This is a genomic window from Yersinia artesiana, from assembly GCF_902726545.1.
Lineage (GTDB): Bacteria > Pseudomonadota > Gammaproteobacteria > Enterobacterales > Enterobacteriaceae > Yersinia > Yersinia artesiana.
This window is the reverse complement of the sequence record NZ_CACVAD010000043.1, coordinates 1-17,279: the sequence shown is the minus strand read 5'-3', so window position 1 is coordinate 17,279 and position 17,279 is coordinate 1. Positions and strand designations below refer to the sequence as shown.

The following is a 17,279-nucleotide window of genomic DNA, read 5'->3' as shown; positions in this document are numbered from 1 at the left end:
AGGCGCGGTCAGCGCGCAGCCCCCCGGAGCGTACACCTGGTCTTATAAAACCTGAGCACGTGAGGAGGGCGAGCACTGCCCAATCCCAAAATGACACGCTCAGCTTAGCCTTACAGCATATTCTTCCCGTAATCCATTGGGGACAGGTCGAAATACTTGGCGACCGTCTGCCCAATATCAGCAAACGTCTCACGGTGACCCAAAGAACCCGGTTTCACTTTCGGGCCATAGACCAAGACCGGAATATGCTCGCGGGTATGGTCGGTGCCCGGCCAGGTTGGGTCACAACCGTGGTCAGCCGTCAGGATCAGAATGTCATCTTCTTTCACCAGCGCCATCAGTTCTGGCAAGCGGCGGTCAAACAATTCCAGCGCGGCGGCATACCCCGCAACATCACGGCGGTGACCATAAGAAGAGTCAAAATCAACAAAGTTAGTGAAAACGATGGTGTTGTCACCGGCTTTTTTCATCTCTTCGATGGTGGCATCAAACAGGGCATCCAGACCGGTCGCTTTCACTTTCTGCGTGATGCCGACGTGGGCGTAGATATCGGCAATTTTACCGATAGACACCACTTCACCGCCCTTCTCATCCACCAATTTTTTCAACATGGTTGGTGCTGGCGGTTCAACTGCCAAATCGTGGCGGTTACCGGTGCGCTGGAAGTTACCTGGCTTATCACCAATGAAGGGGCGCGCAATCACACGGCCAATATTGTAGCCGCCTTCAGTCAGCTCTTCGCGGGCGATTTCGCACAGTTCATACAGGCGATCCAGCCCAAAAGTCTCTTCATGACAGGCAATCTGGAACACGGAGTCCGCAGAGGTGTAGAAAATCGGTTTTCCGGTTTTCATGTGCTCTTCGCCCAGTTGATCAAGAATCACGGTGCCTGAAGAGTGGCAATTACCCAAATAGCCCGGCAAGTTAGCGCGTTTGACCAGTTTATCCAGCAATTCCTGTGGGAAACTATTCTCTACATCACTGAAATAGCCCCAGTCGAACAATACCGGTACCCCGGCAATTTCCCAGTGACCCGATGGGGTGTCTTTACCGGAAGATAACTCACTGGCATACCCATAGGCACCAATGATGTCTGCATTCTTATCCAGCCCTGGCGGGAATTTACCGGTAGATTCTTCGGCGGCTTTACCTAGCCCTAAGCGGCTCAGGTTAGGCAGCTTCAATGGGCCGCTGCGGCCAACATCGGCTTCACCACGGGCGCAGGCCTCGGCGATGTGGCCCAGAGTGTCAGCCCCTTCGTCGCCAAACTTGTTAGCATCAGCGCTAGCGCCGATACCAAATGAGTCTAATACCATAATAAATGTACGTTTCATCATTTTCTCCTGCCTAGGTTCACACGCTGTGCGGCACCTTTAAAGTATGGCGTTTATTCAGTAATACGACGATAAACCACCGGGGTTTCTTCCGGCGCTTTTTGACCTAATGTGATTGCCGCCCGCACTGCATCGGCTGCCTGCTGCCAATCATCTTCATTGTTGGCATGAATCACGGCTAATGGCTGTTGACCATCAACACTGGCACCCAAACGGGCCATATCAGTCAGGCCCACACTGTAATCAATAGGATCTGTTGCCCGACGGCGACCACCGCCAAGGGAAACCACCGCCATACCTAATGCTCGGGTATCCATAGCAGTGATAATTCCTGGCCGTTCAGCAAACACGGGTTTGCTTAACATGGCGGCTGGCAAGTAACTGTCATAGCGTTCGACAAAATCGCTTGGGCCTTTTTGCGCAGCGACCATACGACCAAAGATTTCCGCCGCTTTGCCGTTATCCAATACCGCTTGCAGCTTAGCACGAGCATCGGCATCATCTTGTGCCAAGCCACCGGATAGCAGCATCTCGACACACAGCGCCATCGTCACTTCCAACAGACGCGGATTACGATATTCGCCAGTCAGGAAACGCACCGCTTCGCGCACTTCAACCGCATTACCGGCGCTGGACGCCAATACCTGATTCATGTCAGTCAGCAGCGCTGTGGTTTTACAACCTGCGCCATTGGCGACACCGACAATAGCCTGGGCTAAATCCTCAGATAGCTGATAAGTCGGCATAAAAGCACCCGACCCCACTTTGACATCCATCACCAGCGCATCCAACCCTTCAGCCAGTTTTTTAGCCAGAATAGAGGCGGTAATCAGCGGGATGGAATCTACAGTAGCGGTGATATCGCGGGTGGCATAAAAGCGCTTATCCGCCGGTGCCAGCGAGCTGGTTTGGCCAATAATCGCGACGCCGACATCCTGAATGATTTTGCGAAAGGCGCTGTCGTCGGGGAAAATATCAAAACCGGGAATCGCTTCCAGTTTGTCCAGTGTTCCGCCGGTATGACCCAAGCCACGACCCGAAATCATCGGTATATAGCCGCCGCAGGCCGCCACCATTGGGCCGAGCATCAAGGAAGTCACATCACCCACGCCGCCGGTGGAGTGCTTATCCACAATCGGGCCATTAAGGTTTAGGCTCTTCCAGTTCAGCACGGTGCCAGAATCGCGCATTGCCATGGTCAGCGCCACACGTTCTGGCATGCTCATATCATGGAAATAAATAGTCATCGCCAGCGCGGCAATTTGCCCTTCGGACACCACGTTATCGCGGATACCATTAATAAAGAAACGAATCTCTTCTTCGCTCAGTGCCTGGCCGTCGCGTTTTTTACGGATAATTTCTTGTGCGAGAAACAAGGTATCCCCCTGCTTATGAAATAAAAGCAGCACAGCGGACAAAATAGCCCGCAGTGCATCGGCTCAGTTCAATGACTGAGATAATGATTAGTAGCCGGTGGTTTTGCTGTTGCTCTGATGACCCAATGTCGTCAACAAGCTACCTAACAGACTGGAGGCACCGAAACGGAAGTGGCGAGCATCAGCCCAGCCCTCACCCATCAATTGATCCGCTAACTGTAGGAATTGTGCCGCGTCTTCCGCAGTGCGCACACCACCCGCCGGTTTAAAACCAACAGTTTTCGCCACACCGAGGTCACGAATGGTACGCATCATGATGCCAGCACTTTCCAACGTGGCATTCACTGGCACTTTACCGGTGGAGGTTTTGATAAAATCAGCCCCAGCGTTGATAGCAATTTCAGAGGCCTGGCGAATCAAATGTTCTTGCTTTAACTCACCGGTTTCAATGATAACTTTCAGCAATACATTGGCGTCAGCACAGGCTTCTTTGCACTGTTTCACCAATTCAAAACCGACTTTATCGTTACCGGCCATTAAGGCGCGATAAGGGAAAACCACATCCACTTCATCAGCACCATAGGCAATCGCAGCGCGGGTTTCAGCCAGCGCGATGGCAATATCATCATTACCGTGAGGGAAATTGGTGACCGTGGCAATACGGATTTCAGGCGTTCCCTGCTCACGTAATGTTTTACGCGCAATAGGAATAAAGCGAGGATAAATACAGATTGCCGCAGTATTGCCGGCCGGACTTTTAGCCTGATGACACAGCGCAATCACCTTATCGTCGGTATCGTCGTCATTCAGGGTGGTTAAATCCATTAAACTCAGCGCGCGTTTGGCATAATCATTGAGATTCGCGCAGGCGGTTAAATCGGTCATAAAACTCTCCAACACTATTTCAGCCCCGGCACCTTGCCAAAGCTGAGCATTTATTTATGAGCCGCATGGTTCTGGCTCAATACGTTGGCGAGCGGACTTGGTTCCTTGAAGATAGCCCCATCTGGGTGGCAATTGAGATCCATCTCACCGCACTAACTTATCGCTCTATTTGAACACGTTATCAGCACATGAGATGTGTTCGAATTCACATTAATCAATAGTAACTTGTAACGCGCCGATATTATATGTGATTAGAATCACAAAATAACCTGATTTATGGCTTTCAGTCAGTAAACGCCCACTCGCATCAAGGATAGCTTATGGGCGGAAATACGCAGGATTATGGCAAAAATCCTAAAATAATTAGGCGCCGTTATAATGCCAGGAAGAAGCCGGCGATGGTGGCACTCATCAAGTTCGATAAGGTACCTGCCGCCACCGCTTTTAAACCAAAGCGCGCGATATCGTGGCGGCGGTTAGGGGCCATGCTACCTAATCCACCCAACAAGATGGCGACAGAGGACAAGTTGGCAAAGCCACACAGCGCGAAGGAAATGATGGCCTTGGAATGTTCAGAAAGCACCTGCAAACCGGCAGCGCGCACCAGCTCTTCTGCCTGTAGATATTGACCGAAATTCATAAATGCCACGAATTCGTTCACAATGATCTTCTGGCCGATAAAGGAGCCGGCCACCATCGCCTCGTTCCACGGAATACCGATCAGATAAGCAATTGGCGAGAATACCCAGCCCAGAATCAATTCCATCGAAAGTTGTGGGTAATCGAACCAGCCGCCAATGCCACCCAAAATACCATTTAGCAATGCAATCAATGCAATAAAGGCCAGTAGCATTGCCCCAACATTCAGTGCCAACTGTAAGCCAGACGCTGCGCCGGACGCCGCAGCATCAATGACGTTAGCCGGGCGGTCATCTTCAGCAATCAGTGTGGCCGCATCAACATTGTCACGAGTTTTTTCGGTCTCTGGCACCATCAATTTGGCAAACAGCAGCCCACCAGGTGCAGCCATAAAGGAAGCAGCTATCAGATATTCCAACGGTACGCCCATTTGCGCATAACCGGCTAATACCGAACCGGCGACCGAAGCCAAACCACCGCACATTACTGCAAATAATTCGGATTGGGTCATGGTGGCAATATAAGGGCGCACCACTAATGGCGCTTCAGTTTGCCCAACAAAAATATTGGCCGTGGCAGAAAGAGACTCCGTCCGCGAGGTTCCCAGCAGCTTTTGTAAACCACCGCCCAATACTTTAATCACCAGTTGCATAATGCCGAGATAATATAAAACGGCGATTAATGAGGAGAAGAATACAATGACCGGCAAGACTCGCAGGGCGAATACAAAACCGCCGCCGCCAAAGACTTCAAACATTTTGTCGGATACCAAACCGCCAAACATAAATGAAATCCCGTCATTGCCGTAAGCAATTACATTTGCAACACCTTCAGACATCCCCCCCAGGATACGGCGCCCTATCGGTACATATAAAACCAGTGCGCCAATACCGACCTGAATAATAAATGCCCCAACTACAGTGCGGATATTAATCGCCCTAAAATTACTTGAAAGAAGCACTGCTATTAATATCAGTACTGCCATTCCGACCAAACTCATGAGCATGTCGATAATCCTGTTAATGATTTTTATTAAAATAATGTTGGTGGATTATACCGGCATGATCTGGCGATCAAACAATCTCTGTCACAAATAAACACAACTAAAAGCAACTGCAAAGCCATTAACGTGACGGATGTCACATCAAAATGGCGAGAAAGTTGATCTAGCTAACTATTAGTATGATTTGTATGGGAACGTCAGAATCTAAACTGTGGGTTGAACGGCTGGAGGTAATTGGAATAAGTGCTGGCTATTGAGCAAAAGCTGAGTAGCAATTTCTTGTGGTGCTTCCGGACGCAACTCGCACAATGCAGCGAATACATTAGCCGCTCGCTCTGGCCGATTGGGTTGGCCTTGAAAACCAGCCAGTGGCATATCCGGCGCGTCTGTCTCAAGTAATAATGCAGATAAAGGTAATTCCGCCATAACATTGCGGGTTTTCTGCGCCCGTTCATAAGTGATGGTGCCTCCCACCCCAATATAATAACCCAAGCGAATGAATGCCTGTGCCTGTGCTAAACTACCCGCAAAGCCGTGAACCACTCCCGTGCGTGGCAAGGCGGCTTTACGCAATGCTGAAGCCAGTTGATCGTGAGAACGGCGCGAATGTAAAATCACTGGAAGATCATACTGTTTAGCCAATTTTAACTGGGCGTTCAAGAGTGCCAATTGTCGCGGTAACTGCGGCTCATCCATATAGAGATCCAGGCCAATCTCCCCCACCGCTACCAACTTTTCAGTTTTAGCCGCCAGCGCTGAAGCCAGGATGGCTAGATCGGCGTCTTGATGCTGCGCAATATACAGTGGATGCATACCCAGTGCGGCAAATAATGGCGGATAGTTCGCCGCTAAATCGAGAATACGCGGGAAATAATCCGCACTGACGGCAGGCACAATAATTTGTCTGACATTCGCTTGTGCAGCACTCAATAAGCTGGCTGCTTCCGCACCACGGAAAGGGGGGAAATCAAAGTGGCAATGTGTATCGACAAAATAGGGCATTTGCCCGCTAATCAATGCCATTACGCAGTATCACCCTTGGTTTTCGCCACATCTGGCGGCAAAATAATCTCCGCTTGTAGCGGTTTCTTCTTGCTCCGAGCCGCTGCCGGAATAATCAACCCGCTGTCTGCTACCGTCATCTGAGGTGGAAGATGATGATCCGAGGCTTTTACCGCATTTGCAGGCGCGGTGTTCTCTGGTGATTGAGTGATAGCGAATGAAGAATCATCATTATCAATCAAGTCTGTCATCTCATCTGATTGATTAATATCTTGCGGCTGGATCATGCGACGAGAAAGAGAAATAGAGGTTTTCTCCTTGTCGATCTCAGACTGCTCTTGGGGCAACAGCCAGTGCCCAACGGTTGCCAAAAAATAACGCCCGCAGCGACGCCCTAAATGATAGTCACGATTCAACGCAGGGATCCGACTTCCCAAAGCATTACTGGCCAGTGGCTTGGGCGGAAAAATCTCGAAAATACGTAAATCACCCGGCGGTTTTTCAATAAATTGCTGAATACGATGATAACTCTGCTCATGCTGTTTCATTATCCGCACTAGCTGTTGCAAGCTACTTTCGCTCAGCCAATGCTCCATCCGCTTCATCCATTGCGGCGTATAATAAGCCTGCGAAGGTACTGTGCGGATGACGACAATAGTATCGGCCCCACGGCGGTAAGCCTCTTCCACTGGGATAGCATCGCTGATACCACCATCAAGATAACTTACCCCATCTAAATCAACACCTTGACGATACAATCCGGGGATGGCACTGGAGGCTTTAACGGCAGGTAACCAATTTTCGCGGGTGGGGGCGATATAAGTTGGTTCAAAATCATCACTACGGCAAGCACACATGAGAAACTCACGCCCCTCGCGTAGATGCTGTTCGGCTTGATCCATTGCCAACGGCAATTGTTGGGAGGTGATATCCACCAGCCAATCGAGATCAATAAGGTGTCCACCACGTACAAAACGCAGTGGATTAAAGAAGTTAGCTGTGGTGGTGTAACGAGTAATCACGCGGCGTGCATAGCCTGGTTGACCGCAGATAAATGCCGAGAGATTTTGCGCCCCTGCAGAGGTGCCGATCATCAGATCAAAAGGGTTAAAGCGGGCGCGCTGGAATTCATCCAGCACACCGGCTGTGAAAATTCCCCGCTGCCCGCCGCCCTCGCAAACCAACGCCATTTTGCCGGGTTGATATGGTTTATAGGCGAGTGGTTCAATATTACCGAGCGTGATAGGTATTCTGTATCCCACCATCCATCCTTAATTCTGTTACAGCCAGGCATTGAGAATACCCCTTCTTACCTTTGCTGTAACCCTTACACCTAACTAAAGGCGTTTACGTCCTGTAAACAAACTGATGAGGAATAGAATAATACCGACGACGAAAACAACTTTAGCAGCCCAGGCAGCCGTACCGGCTAGCCCACCAAAACCTAGTGCCGCTGCGATTAACGCAATAACCAGAAATATAATGCCCCAGCGAAACATAAGCTTCTCCTTCCTGTTTGAAAAAATGACTTCATAACTCGCATTTGAAAATCACTCTTTACCCACCTCTGTCTATTTAACAGTAGCGTATCTGACAGAAGCCGTCTTATTTTGGATATATTGGATGAATTATTTGGCTAACAGACTTATTAAAGGGTATTTCGCAGGTTATATTGTGGTGCTACGAAATACCCATCAGCCATATAATAATTAAGACTTGATACTGAGGTCGTTTTTAACGCTTTTTACGCCATCAACGGCTTTAGCAATACTTTCGGCGCGTTCGGCCTGAGCTTTATTTTCAACATTACCGGATAACTGCACCACGCCATCAGTGGTTTCTACGGTAATTTTACGTGATGGTACGATGTCATCAGCCAGTAATTTGGCTTTTATTGAACTGGTGGTTGCTGCATCACCGGCATATTCGCTAACTGATTGTGATTTTTGATCTTTCACATGTAGCTTATCGCTGACAGATTTGACGCCTTCAACATTTTTGGCGATATCAACTGCGGTTTCGGCCTCAGCCTGAGAAGTCACAAAACCCGTCAGTGTGACGACGCCATGGTTGGTTTCGACAGAGATATCAGTGCTTTTAAGGGTTTTCTCTTCCAACAATGCGCTTTTTACTTTCGCCGTTGCCGCACTGTCACCCATGTAGTTGTCGACTTTCTTCATCGAGCTATCAAGTTTCGCACCAGTGCTGTCTACAACATTGTCAGCTTTGTTAAGCATGGTTTCTTCTGCCAACACGCTACCACTCATCAGTGCGGTACCTAAAACAACAGCCATCATTGAACGGGCAAATTTTGTATTTGTCATCGATTTCTTCCTTCATTGTTATGAACCCAAACCAGAGTAACGTCTCAATTTTTGGATTCTTACTCCACCTTATATGGGTGGAAATTTGATGAATACTTTACGATTATTGCAGATTAACTAACTGGAATTTGATGCCAGCCAATCCTGCTGGTCCTTATAAAGATAGAGCATCTCAGAAGATTTACAGTCGGAATAGGACTAAAACGGGAATATTACAACTAAGTGAGAGTTATCTTAGAAAGAAAATAATGAGGGAAATTAATGAATCGGGGCACTGAGTACCCCGATAGAATGCGGCTTACAGCTCGATTAATGTTCGCGAGTTTTACGGAAACGCACTTCCGGATAACGCTCTTGTGTAATATTGAGATTAACCATAGTTGGGGCGATATAACTCAAATTATCACCGCCATCCAATGCCAGGTTAACCTCATTCTTACGTTTAAACTCTTCGAATTTCTTCACATCGTCACATTCAACCCAACGCGCGGTTGATACGTTAACGGATTCATATACCGCTTCGACGTTGTATTCGCTTTTCAGCCGTGAAGACACCACTTCAAACTGTAGAACACCGACAGCCCCAACAATGAGATCGTTGTTGGTCAGCGGGCGGAACACTTGTACTGCGCCCTCTTCTGACAACTGAACCAAGCCTTTGAGCAACTGTTTCTGTTTCAGTGGGTCACGCAGGCGAATACGGCGGAACAGCTCAGGTGCAAAGTTCGGAATACCGGTGAACTTCATATCTTCACCTTGAGTGAAGGTATCACCTATCTGAATAGTCCCGTGGTTGTGCAGGCCGATAATATCCCCGGCATAGGCTTCTTCGAGGTGGGAACGGTCACCGGCCATAAAGGTCAGTGCATCTGAAATCACCACATCTTTTTTGGTGCGCACCTGACGCAGTTTCATGCCTTTTTCGAAGCGGCCAGAAACCACCCGCAAGAAAGCCACACGGTCACGGTGTTTCGGGTCCATATTGGCCTGAATCTTAAAGACAAAACCGGTGAATTTCTCTTCCGCTGCCACTACTTCGCGAGTGTCGGTTTGACGTGGCATTGGCGCAGGCGCCCACTCGACCAAGCCATCCAGCATATGGTCGACACCAAAGTTACCCAGCGCGGTACCAAAGAATACCGGTGTTAAATCACCAGACAAGAAAGCGTCATGATCGAACTCATGCGATGCTCCCTGAACCAGTTCCAGTTCTTGACGGAACTGTTTAGCCAGATCTTCACCCACAGCAGCATCCAAATCCGGGTTATTCAGCCCTTTAACAATGCGCACTTCCTGAATAGTGTGGCCTTTACCGGTCTGATACAGGTAAGTTTCATCTTTATAAAGGTGGTAAACCCCTTTAAACAACTTGCCGCAGCCAATCGGCCAGGTGATAGGGGAACAGGCAATTTTTAGCTCACGTTCCACTTCATCCAGCACTTCCATGGGATCACGAATATCGCGGTCCAATTTGTTCATAAAGGTCAGGATCGGCGTATCACGCAGGCGGGTAACTTCCATCAGCTTGCGCGTGCGATCTTCAACCCCTTTAGCCGCATCAATCACCATCAAACAGCAGTCAACGGCGGTCAGTGTGCGGTAAGTATCTTCAGAGAAGTCTTCGTGCCCAGGGGTATCAAGCAAGTTGACCAGACAACCACCATAGGGAAACTGCATCACGGAAGTGGTGATGGAGATACCACGTTGTTTTTCCATTTCCATCCAGTCAGATTTAGCATGGTGGCTTGAGCCACGGCCTTTTACTGTACCGGCGGTCTGAATGGCGTTCCCGAACAGCAACACTTTTTCGGTAATGGTGGTTTTACCGGCATCGGGGTGGGAAATTATCGCGAATGTACGTCTTTTCGCGACTTCCAGTGCGTATTCACTTGGAGACATAATTTGAAATTTCTACTTTTAGGCCGCCCTGCTCTGGGCCTGACATCCTATTGATATCAGGCCCAAGCAAAGCAAGGCATTGATTATGGCGCTATACCCTTTTACGTGAAAAACTGCGTTATCAGCAGCGATTCCTGTCACTTTTGGGTATAAGTGGTTATAGCGCGGTATTTTCCCTGATTTATGCGGGATAGACAATTTTTTCAAGACAAAAAGGCACTATCCCATCGGTAATGCCATCATAATGGCATCTTCACGCCCATTGGTACCGGGGTAATAGTTGCGCCGCACAGAAACTTCGTTGAACCCCAGGCTTTCGTACAAGGCTATTGCACGTGCATTTGAGGCGCGAACTTCGAGCCAAAGCGTGACGATCTGGCGTTTTTCCAATTCTGTAATGACATGCTCAAGCAGTAAACGGCCACACCCTTGGCGCTGATACTGTGGATCAATAGCAATATTAAATAACGTTGCTTCATCCAATACAATTTGGGTAATGGCAAAACCGGCCATTTGCTCCCCAACATTCAGCTTGAAATTGAGGTAGCGCTCGCCTTGATTGCTGGCTAAGGTTTTTTCCGTCCACGGAAAAGCATGACTGGCTTGTTCAATTTGGTACGCTGTGGCCAGATCGGCTGGCGTCAGGATAGAAATCTGCTTCATGATGACAAATCTGCTGCCAAAGTGCGCGCTTAGCGCTCGCGTCTTGATAAAGTCCGGTCAGGGCCGGGCTGTATAACTGCGCACCTGCAACCGCAAGCGGTTCACTGATGCCCAATCGCCAACTGTTGCACTGTGTCTCTTCGGGTAACATTGCCACCTGTTCCGGTGTCAGCACATAGGCCTGGCGGGGAGTGAGCCCAAGGCTGCGCAACACATCGCACAACAGCGGGTCATCCTGCTCAGGAAGCGGGTCTGCGACAATTAACAGGCGGGTATCGTCGGGTAAACGTATGGCAATTTCACCTTGCAAAACGGCTGGGCGGCGCAATGTCCACTGCGTAATACCAAGCTGTTGTAACAGTAAGTCTCGTCTTGATGCCATGCCCTTTCCTGTCAAAGCGACCCGTATTTCGCCGCTATGCTAGCAAACCCATCGAACATGCGCCAACAAACCTCTATAATCCCCGATCATATTCTTAAGGAGCCAAAGACTGATGTCTGCATTAACCCCAGCCAGTGAAGTGATACTGCGCCATAGTGATGAATTTATAGCCCGCCACGTGTTGTTTGCCGGTGATTTACAAGATGCGCTGCCAGCGCAATTTGATGCAGCCGGGATACGGGTTCACACCAATCAATATCACCACTGGCAATTACTGAGCAATACGCTGGACGAGAATGTTCAATTCGGTCTTGTGGCAACACCTGAAACCGTCGCCTCTTGCGATACGCTGGTTTATTACTGGCCAAAAAGCAAACAGGAAGCCCAGTTCCAACTAGCCAATCTGCTGTCTTTGCTGCCCGTCGGTTGTGATATTTTTGTGGTGGGTGAAAATCGCAGCGGTGTGCGCAGTGCAGAGGAAATGCTGTCAGAGTTCGCGCAATTAACCAAAATTGATAGCGCCCGCCGTTGCGGCCTCTATCATGGTCGCCTGGATAAACAGCCGGAATTTGATGCCGATGCCTGGTGGGAAAGCTATCAGGTAGGTGATGTCATCGTAAAAACCCTGCCGGGCGTCTTCAGCCGCGATTCGCTGGATTCGGGTAGCCATCTGCTGCTCTCCACTTTCAGCGAGCCGTTTAAAGGCAGTGTGCTGGATGTCGGGTGTGGTGCCGGTGTGCTGGCCTGTGTTTTGGCGCAACAATCACCCAAAATCAAATGGACGTTGAGTGATGTGAGCGCCGCGGCAATTGAAGCCAGCCGGGCAACATTGGCAGCAAATAATATTGAGGCGCAAGTGATTGCCAGTAATGTCTACTCTGACATTAAAGGCCGCTTCGAGATGATTATTTCCAACCCGCCGTTCCATGATGGGATTCAAACCAGCCTGACTGCGGCTGAGATGCTGATTCGTGGAGCCACCGCGCACCTGCATGTGGGCGGTAAATTGCGTATCGTGGCGAACGCCTTCTTGCCTTATCCTGCGCTGCTGGATGCCGCATTTGGCAGCCATGAAGTGCTGGCGCAGAATGGCCGTTTTAAGGTCTATCAGGCAACTGTCGGGCGTCCGCCACGAGATCCCAAGAAAAAACGCTGATAATCAGGCGTTAAGCTGCCCCATACTTTCCGCGCCGTAGCGTTCACCCGCTGCGGCATGGAATGGGAACACCGCATCCAGCACCGCCAACTCTTGCGCGCTGAGCTCCACATCTAATGCCGCCAGATTCTCTTCCAGATAGACACGGCGTTTAGTCCCAGGGATCGGCACAATATGTTTTCCCTGCGCCAATACCCATGCCAGTGCCAGTTGCGACGGTTTAACCCCTTTCTCGCGAGCCATTTCAACTACCGCGTCAGCCAGTGACAAATTCCGGGCAAAGTTATCTCCTTGGAATCGTGGATTATTGCGGCGAAAATCATCAGCAGCCAGGTCATTCGGGCTACGTATTGCCCCGGTCAGGAAACCGCGCCCTAATGGGCTATAGGCCACAAACCCGATACCTAAGCGTTGGCAGGTGACCAGGACGGACGTTTCCATATCCCGCGTCCACAGTGAGTATTCACTCTGTACCGCAGTAATCGGGTGCACCTGATAGGCTTTTTCTAATGTTGCTGTCGATACTTCACTCAAGCCGATATAGCGAATTTTACCGACGGTGACCAAATCAGCCAACGTCCCGATGACATCTTCCACCGGCACACTCGGATCACCCCGATGCTGATAATAAAGGTCAATGACTTCAACCCCCAGGCGCTTGAGGCTGCCATCAACCGACTGGCGGATATAATCAGGGCGACTGCTCACACCGCGAACCGTCGGGTCGTTTGGGTCACGTACAATACCGAACTTAGTGGCTAAAAAGACCTGATCACGCTTGCCCTTAATCGCGCGCCCCACCAACTCTTCATTGGTAAATGGGCCATACATATCCGCAGTGTCCAGCAGAGTGACGCCCAGCTCCAATGCCCGATGTAGGGTAGCAATGGACTCGTTAACATCCTGATTGGTGGAGTAGAAATCACTCATTCCCATGCAGCCAAGGCCTAATGCAGAAACCCACGGGCCATTCGAACCTAATTGACGTTGTTGCATTGCGATACTCCCGATTAGTGATGTCGGAAGAAAGTGTGGTTGTTTCGCGAGGAAAGATAAATAATGCGGATCACTCATCACTGTTCAAAAAACACCAACAATGGGCGGACGCAATTATGGATCAGATACAAGCTATGCAGATATTCGTCCGTATTGTTGAGTTGGGCAGTTTCAGCCGCGCGGCCGAAAAACTGCAATTACCTCGGGCCACGGTCAGCCACACCTTAAAACGATTAGAACAACGGTTAGGTGTGCGCTTACTAGTGCGCACCACCCGACAAGTGAATATCACCGCCGAAGGCACACTCTATTATCACCGGTGTCTGCAATTATTATCGGCATTTGAAGAGGCCAATTCGCTGTTCAGCCACCAGCGGCTGCAACCGGAAGGAAAGGTACGCATTGATATGCCACATTCACTGGCACGCAATGTGGTTATCCCCGCATTAAATGACTTTTATCAGCGCTATCCCCATATCACATTGATTCTCGGCGCAAATGACAGCACCATCGACCTGCTGCGTGAAGGCGTAGATTGTGTATTACGCGCCTGGCTGCCGCACGATGAACAATTAGCGGCACGAAATATTGGTCAACAACCACAAATCACCTGTGCATCGCCGGCTTATTTGGCAAAACACGGTATTCCGAGGTCGCTGGATGACTTGGCTGGTCATCAAGCTGTGGGCTATTTCTCCCAGTTAAACCATCGCGATTACCCGTTGGAGTTTGTTTGTCAGGGGAAAATTGAAAACCGTATCTTGCCCAGTATTTTGAGTGTCAGTGGCGCAGACGCTTATATTGCAGCGGGGGTGGCAGGTTTAGGATTGATTCAGGTGCCTACCACCGGTATTCAGGCTCAATTAGCACAAGGTGAATTGATTGAGGTATTACCCCATATACCGCCGCCGGTGATGCCGCTATTTATTATGTTCCCTCCAGGGCGTTTTTTGGCGCCCAGAGTTAGGGTATTAATTGATTGGCTAATTGAGCTATTCGCCCATTATCCACCGGAATCCGCCCATATAAAGAGTTAAGCCTGGAATAAGAAAAGCGTCGGTAATCAAATCATTTGATCAACATATGATGCTTTTTACAGCAAACGTCCCGCCTAGTGGAAATAAGTATTGACCTGACCGCGAAAATCTCTAGAATTCGCCTCCGTAGTACAGATTTATATTGCACAGCACATGCGATGGTGGCGGAATTGGTAGACGCGCTAGCTTCAGGTGTTAGTGTTCTTACGGACGTGAGGGTTCAAGTCCCTCCCTTCGCACCAAGCTGGTGATATAAATCCTAAGTTTTACTCACTTCAAGAGATATACCCAAAATAATTCGAGTTGCAGGAAGGCGGCAACTGAGTGAATCCCTAAGAGCTTACATAAGTAAGTGACTAGGGTGAATGAAGGCAGCCAACGAACATGCAGCTTGAAGTATAACGGGTAAGATAGTAAGAAATCATTTGGGCGATGGTGGCGGAATTGGTAGACGCGCTAGCTTCAGGTGTTAGTGTTCTTACGGACGTGAGGGTTCAAGTCCCTCCCTTCGCACCACGATGATTTCTAATATCAGCACGATTTAAATCCCCTTCAGCTCTATAATCCCTTTTATCCATGCATACCGTTGTGCATCAATACTGCGGCCAAGCCGGCCAAAAGCGCCAGGCAAGATGGCAGTAAGAGAAAGTGTCGCAACCGAGCATGATATAACATGCTCACCGTCGCCAGCATCGCGACCACAATGAGCACTCGCAACTGACCTACAGTGATATCAGCCCAGCCCAGCACCGGTAGCAAAGCAAAAGGCAGTAACATCCCCCAACCACTGGACATCCCACGGCTCAATAAGCCACTTATCCCCCATGAACGGTAAGCTGAAAATCTGGCTGTAATCATAATAACGGCTCACTCAAGTGATAATGATAACCAATATCATATACCATCATAAAAAAGTCTGCATCATGAAGTTGCCATGAAAAAGCTGGCGATTTGGCTGACACTTAGCCATTGATAACATCGGTATATCAGATTTCGAGGAGTAAATTGATTAGTTGATCGACATCATGATGACAGACTGAAACAAAAATGGTAATTTTGACTAAGAAAAATCCTAAAGCACTGATAGAACGCTTCAAACAAAAATAATTACTCAAAAGAACTATTTATCGTGATGCCAAAATAAAAGGGCTTCATGAGGAACTTGTTTATTTGTCTACTGACAGCACGCCATTATGCAGAGTGAATTGAATATGAATAGCCATTCCTACGATCAGCTTCTGAAAAGTAAGCATCGGCTCTCTTTACTGCTTTTTCTATTTCTTAATGCAGCGTCTGCTATTTTTAGTATGATATTACCCTCTCCTGAAACGCCAGCAGTGACATTACCGCTCGTCATGATCACCGTTATCAGTCTCAGCGTTGCGGCGTATTTTATTTTTATTTCGAAGAATTATGTCGATAAATTGAATTTATTTTCAATTATCATGGGGATTCTCTGGGCCTGGCAAATCATTTTTAAATATGAATACCTGGGCACAAATGAAAATAATTACTTATTACTCAGCTTATTCACCATTTTCTTTATCAGCACAATTGCTCTGTCTGATAACTTTTTCGCTTTTTGTTTGCATACTGCCCCCCTAGCACTCACTGTTATTTTTCTGGACGACTTCCAAAATATTTTCCGTATCATATTCACAATAATGCTGCCTCTGATTGGTTTCTCTTTACATCATTTGATGCTACGTCGCAGCGATGACTTCACCCGAAAACTCGTTGCACGTCTTTATAATGAAAGAGAAAAATTCAGTGATTTAAGTATGATAGACCCACTGACCAGTTTGTATAATCGTCGTGGATTGGAGAATAAACTTGAAACACTGCTGGCGCAGTCTCCTGGTAATCATTATGTGTTGCTACTCGATATTGACCATTTTAAAGCCTATAACGATAACTATGGACATACGATGGGAGACCAGGCATTAGTGCGCGTTGCTGCCGCCATTCGTGATGCTGTACGATCACGGGATATCGTGGTGCGCTACGGTGGTGAAGAGTTTTTGGTGTTGCTGACACATGTCAGTGAAGAGTATGCAAGCCAGTTAGCAGAACGTGTCCGTCAGCGGGTTTTAGGCCTTGATATTCCACATGTTTTCAATCACAAGGTATCAACTACCGTTACCTTGAGCGCGGGGATTTCTCCTTTACAATCCTATGATCTAGCCTCTTCACTCAAAGCCGCTGATGAAGCTCTTTATCGCGCTAAAAAAGACGGGCGGAATAAGGTTGCGTTTGCCGAAGATAAATTATCAAAGATTGAATCCTCACCTTGATAAAATGACTGGCCATTATGCTCAATTATAAATTCACTCATAAATGGTTGAGCTTAATACTGCGGTATTGCATTCTGCCTTTATGCTGTTATTAAACCGTGTTATTGCATATACAAAAATAAATTACTGGCTCATCCGTTGGTATAAAACATCTATTTAAGATAATCATTCTAATTTTCTCGTTAAGAAAAAATTATTTTTTTGGAATGAGAAACACCTATTAGTTCTATTTCAATGTCATTGGCTATCCACATGGTGTTACGCTGTAGTGGCGTTATCATAAGGATAT

General features: G+C 48.3%; 16 protein-coding genes and 2 tRNA genes. 5 read left to right on the top strand and 13 right to left on the bottom strand.

The features are described from left to right. Positions 1-110: 110 nt before the first annotated feature. The 11 genes from deoB to HU019_RS14590 all read right to left on the bottom strand — a co-directional run bounded on the left by deoB (position 111) and on the right by HU019_RS14590 (position 11,507). Positions 111-1,334, bottom strand: coding sequence for a phosphopentomutase (gene deoB, locus HU019_RS14640; RefSeq protein ID WP_174849496.1), 1,224 nt, complete (start codon positions 1,332-1,334; stop codon positions 111-113). A gap of 53 nt (positions 1,335-1,387) precedes the next feature. Further along, the gene (gene deoA / locus HU019_RS14635) at positions 1,388-2,710 is read right to left on the bottom strand and encodes a thymidine phosphorylase (protein WP_174849472.1); all 1,323 of its coding nucleotides are present in this window, start codon (positions 2,708-2,710) and stop codon (positions 1,388-1,390) included. An 87-nt stretch (positions 2,711-2,797) separates the two neighbouring features. Next, entirely contained in the window at positions 2,798-3,595 is a 798-nt protein-coding gene (gene deoC / locus HU019_RS14630; protein WP_050138007.1) for a deoxyribose-phosphate aldolase, read from the bottom strand. A gap of 373 nt (positions 3,596-3,968) precedes the next feature. Continuing rightward, positions 3,969-5,240: a NupC/NupG family nucleoside CNT transporter gene (locus tag HU019_RS14625; protein WP_174849473.1), complete on the bottom strand. Its 1,272-nt coding sequence runs from the start codon at positions 5,238-5,240 to the stop codon at positions 3,969-3,971. 201 nt (positions 5,241-5,441) lie between these two features. Beyond that, on the bottom strand, positions 5,442-6,239 hold the full coding sequence (locus HU019_RS14620) for a TatD family hydrolase (RefSeq protein ID WP_174849497.1): 798 nt from the start codon (positions 6,237-6,239) through the stop codon (positions 5,442-5,444). A 20-nt stretch (positions 6,240-6,259) separates the two neighbouring features. Then, positions 6,260-7,504 (bottom strand): patatin-like phospholipase family protein, encoded by a 1,245-nt coding sequence (locus HU019_RS14615; RefSeq protein ID WP_174849474.1) that lies wholly within the window; start codon positions 7,502-7,504, stop codon positions 6,260-6,262. Between the two features lie 72 nt (positions 7,505-7,576). Beyond that, on the bottom strand, positions 7,577-7,738 hold the full coding sequence (locus HU019_RS14610) for a DUF1328 domain-containing protein (protein WP_004389381.1): 162 nt from the start codon (positions 7,736-7,738) through the stop codon (positions 7,577-7,579). Between the two features lie 210 nt (positions 7,739-7,948). Next, complete coding sequence (gene osmY / locus HU019_RS14605) at positions 7,949-8,563, bottom strand: molecular chaperone OsmY (RefSeq protein WP_174849475.1); 615 nt, start codon at positions 8,561-8,563, stop codon at positions 7,949-7,951. 309 nt (positions 8,564-8,872) lie between these two features. Then, positions 8,873-10,462, bottom strand: a complete 1,590-nt coding sequence (gene prfC / locus HU019_RS14600) for a peptide chain release factor 3 (protein WP_174849476.1) — start codon at positions 10,460-10,462, stop codon at positions 8,873-8,875. A gap of 219 nt (positions 10,463-10,681) precedes the next feature. After that, positions 10,682-11,125 carry a ribosomal protein S18-alanine N-acetyltransferase gene (rimI, locus tag HU019_RS14595; protein WP_174849477.1) on the bottom strand — a complete coding sequence of 148 codons (444 nt, stop codon included), beginning with the start codon at positions 11,123-11,125 and terminating at the stop codon, positions 10,682-10,684. Next, entirely contained in the window at positions 11,070-11,507 is a 438-nt protein-coding gene (locus HU019_RS14590; protein WP_174849478.1) for a DNA polymerase III subunit psi, read from the bottom strand. Before HU019_RS14590 ends, rimI begins: the two co-directional genes overlap by 56 nt. A gap of 112 nt (positions 11,508-11,619) precedes the next feature. Here HU019_RS14590 and rsmC point away from each other — a divergent pair, with 112 nt between their 5' ends. Further along, entirely contained in the window at positions 11,620-12,663 is a 1,044-nt protein-coding gene (rsmC, locus tag HU019_RS14585; protein WP_174849479.1) for a 16S rRNA (guanine(1207)-N(2))-methyltransferase RsmC, read from the top strand. Positions 12,664-12,666: 3 nt separating this feature from the next. Here the strand turns inward: rsmC and HU019_RS14580 are convergent, their stop codons facing one another. Then, the gene (locus HU019_RS14580) at positions 12,667-13,659 is read right to left on the bottom strand and encodes an aldo/keto reductase (RefSeq protein ID WP_174849480.1); all 993 of its coding nucleotides are present in this window, start codon (positions 13,657-13,659) and stop codon (positions 12,667-12,669) included. Between the two features lie 116 nt (positions 13,660-13,775). Here HU019_RS14580 and HU019_RS14575 point away from each other — a divergent pair, with 116 nt between their 5' ends. The 3 genes from HU019_RS14575 to HU019_RS14565 all read left to right on the top strand — a co-directional run bounded on the left by HU019_RS14575 (position 13,776) and on the right by HU019_RS14565 (position 15,212). Beyond that, complete coding sequence (locus HU019_RS14575; protein ID WP_174849481.1) at positions 13,776-14,696, top strand: LysR family transcriptional regulator; 921 nt, start codon at positions 13,776-13,778, stop codon at positions 14,694-14,696. Between the two features lie 155 nt (positions 14,697-14,851). Beyond that, a tRNA-Leu gene (locus HU019_RS14570) sits at positions 14,852-14,938 on the top strand. A gap of 187 nt (positions 14,939-15,125) precedes the next feature. Next, positions 15,126-15,212: transfer RNA gene (locus HU019_RS14565), tRNA-Leu, on the top strand. Between the two features lie 54 nt (positions 15,213-15,266). Here HU019_RS14565 and HU019_RS14560 read toward each other — a convergent pair. After that, positions 15,267-15,554 (bottom strand): DUF1435 domain-containing protein, encoded by a 288-nt coding sequence (locus tag HU019_RS14560; RefSeq protein ID WP_174849482.1) that lies wholly within the window; start codon positions 15,552-15,554, stop codon positions 15,267-15,269. Between the two features lie 335 nt (positions 15,555-15,889). On the opposite strand from HU019_RS14560, the gene HU019_RS14555 reads away from it, so the two are divergent. Beyond that, positions 15,890-16,990, top strand: coding sequence for a GGDEF domain-containing protein (locus HU019_RS14555; protein ID WP_174849483.1), 1,101 nt, complete (start codon positions 15,890-15,892; stop codon positions 16,988-16,990). Positions 16,991-17,279: the final 289 nt, after the last annotated feature.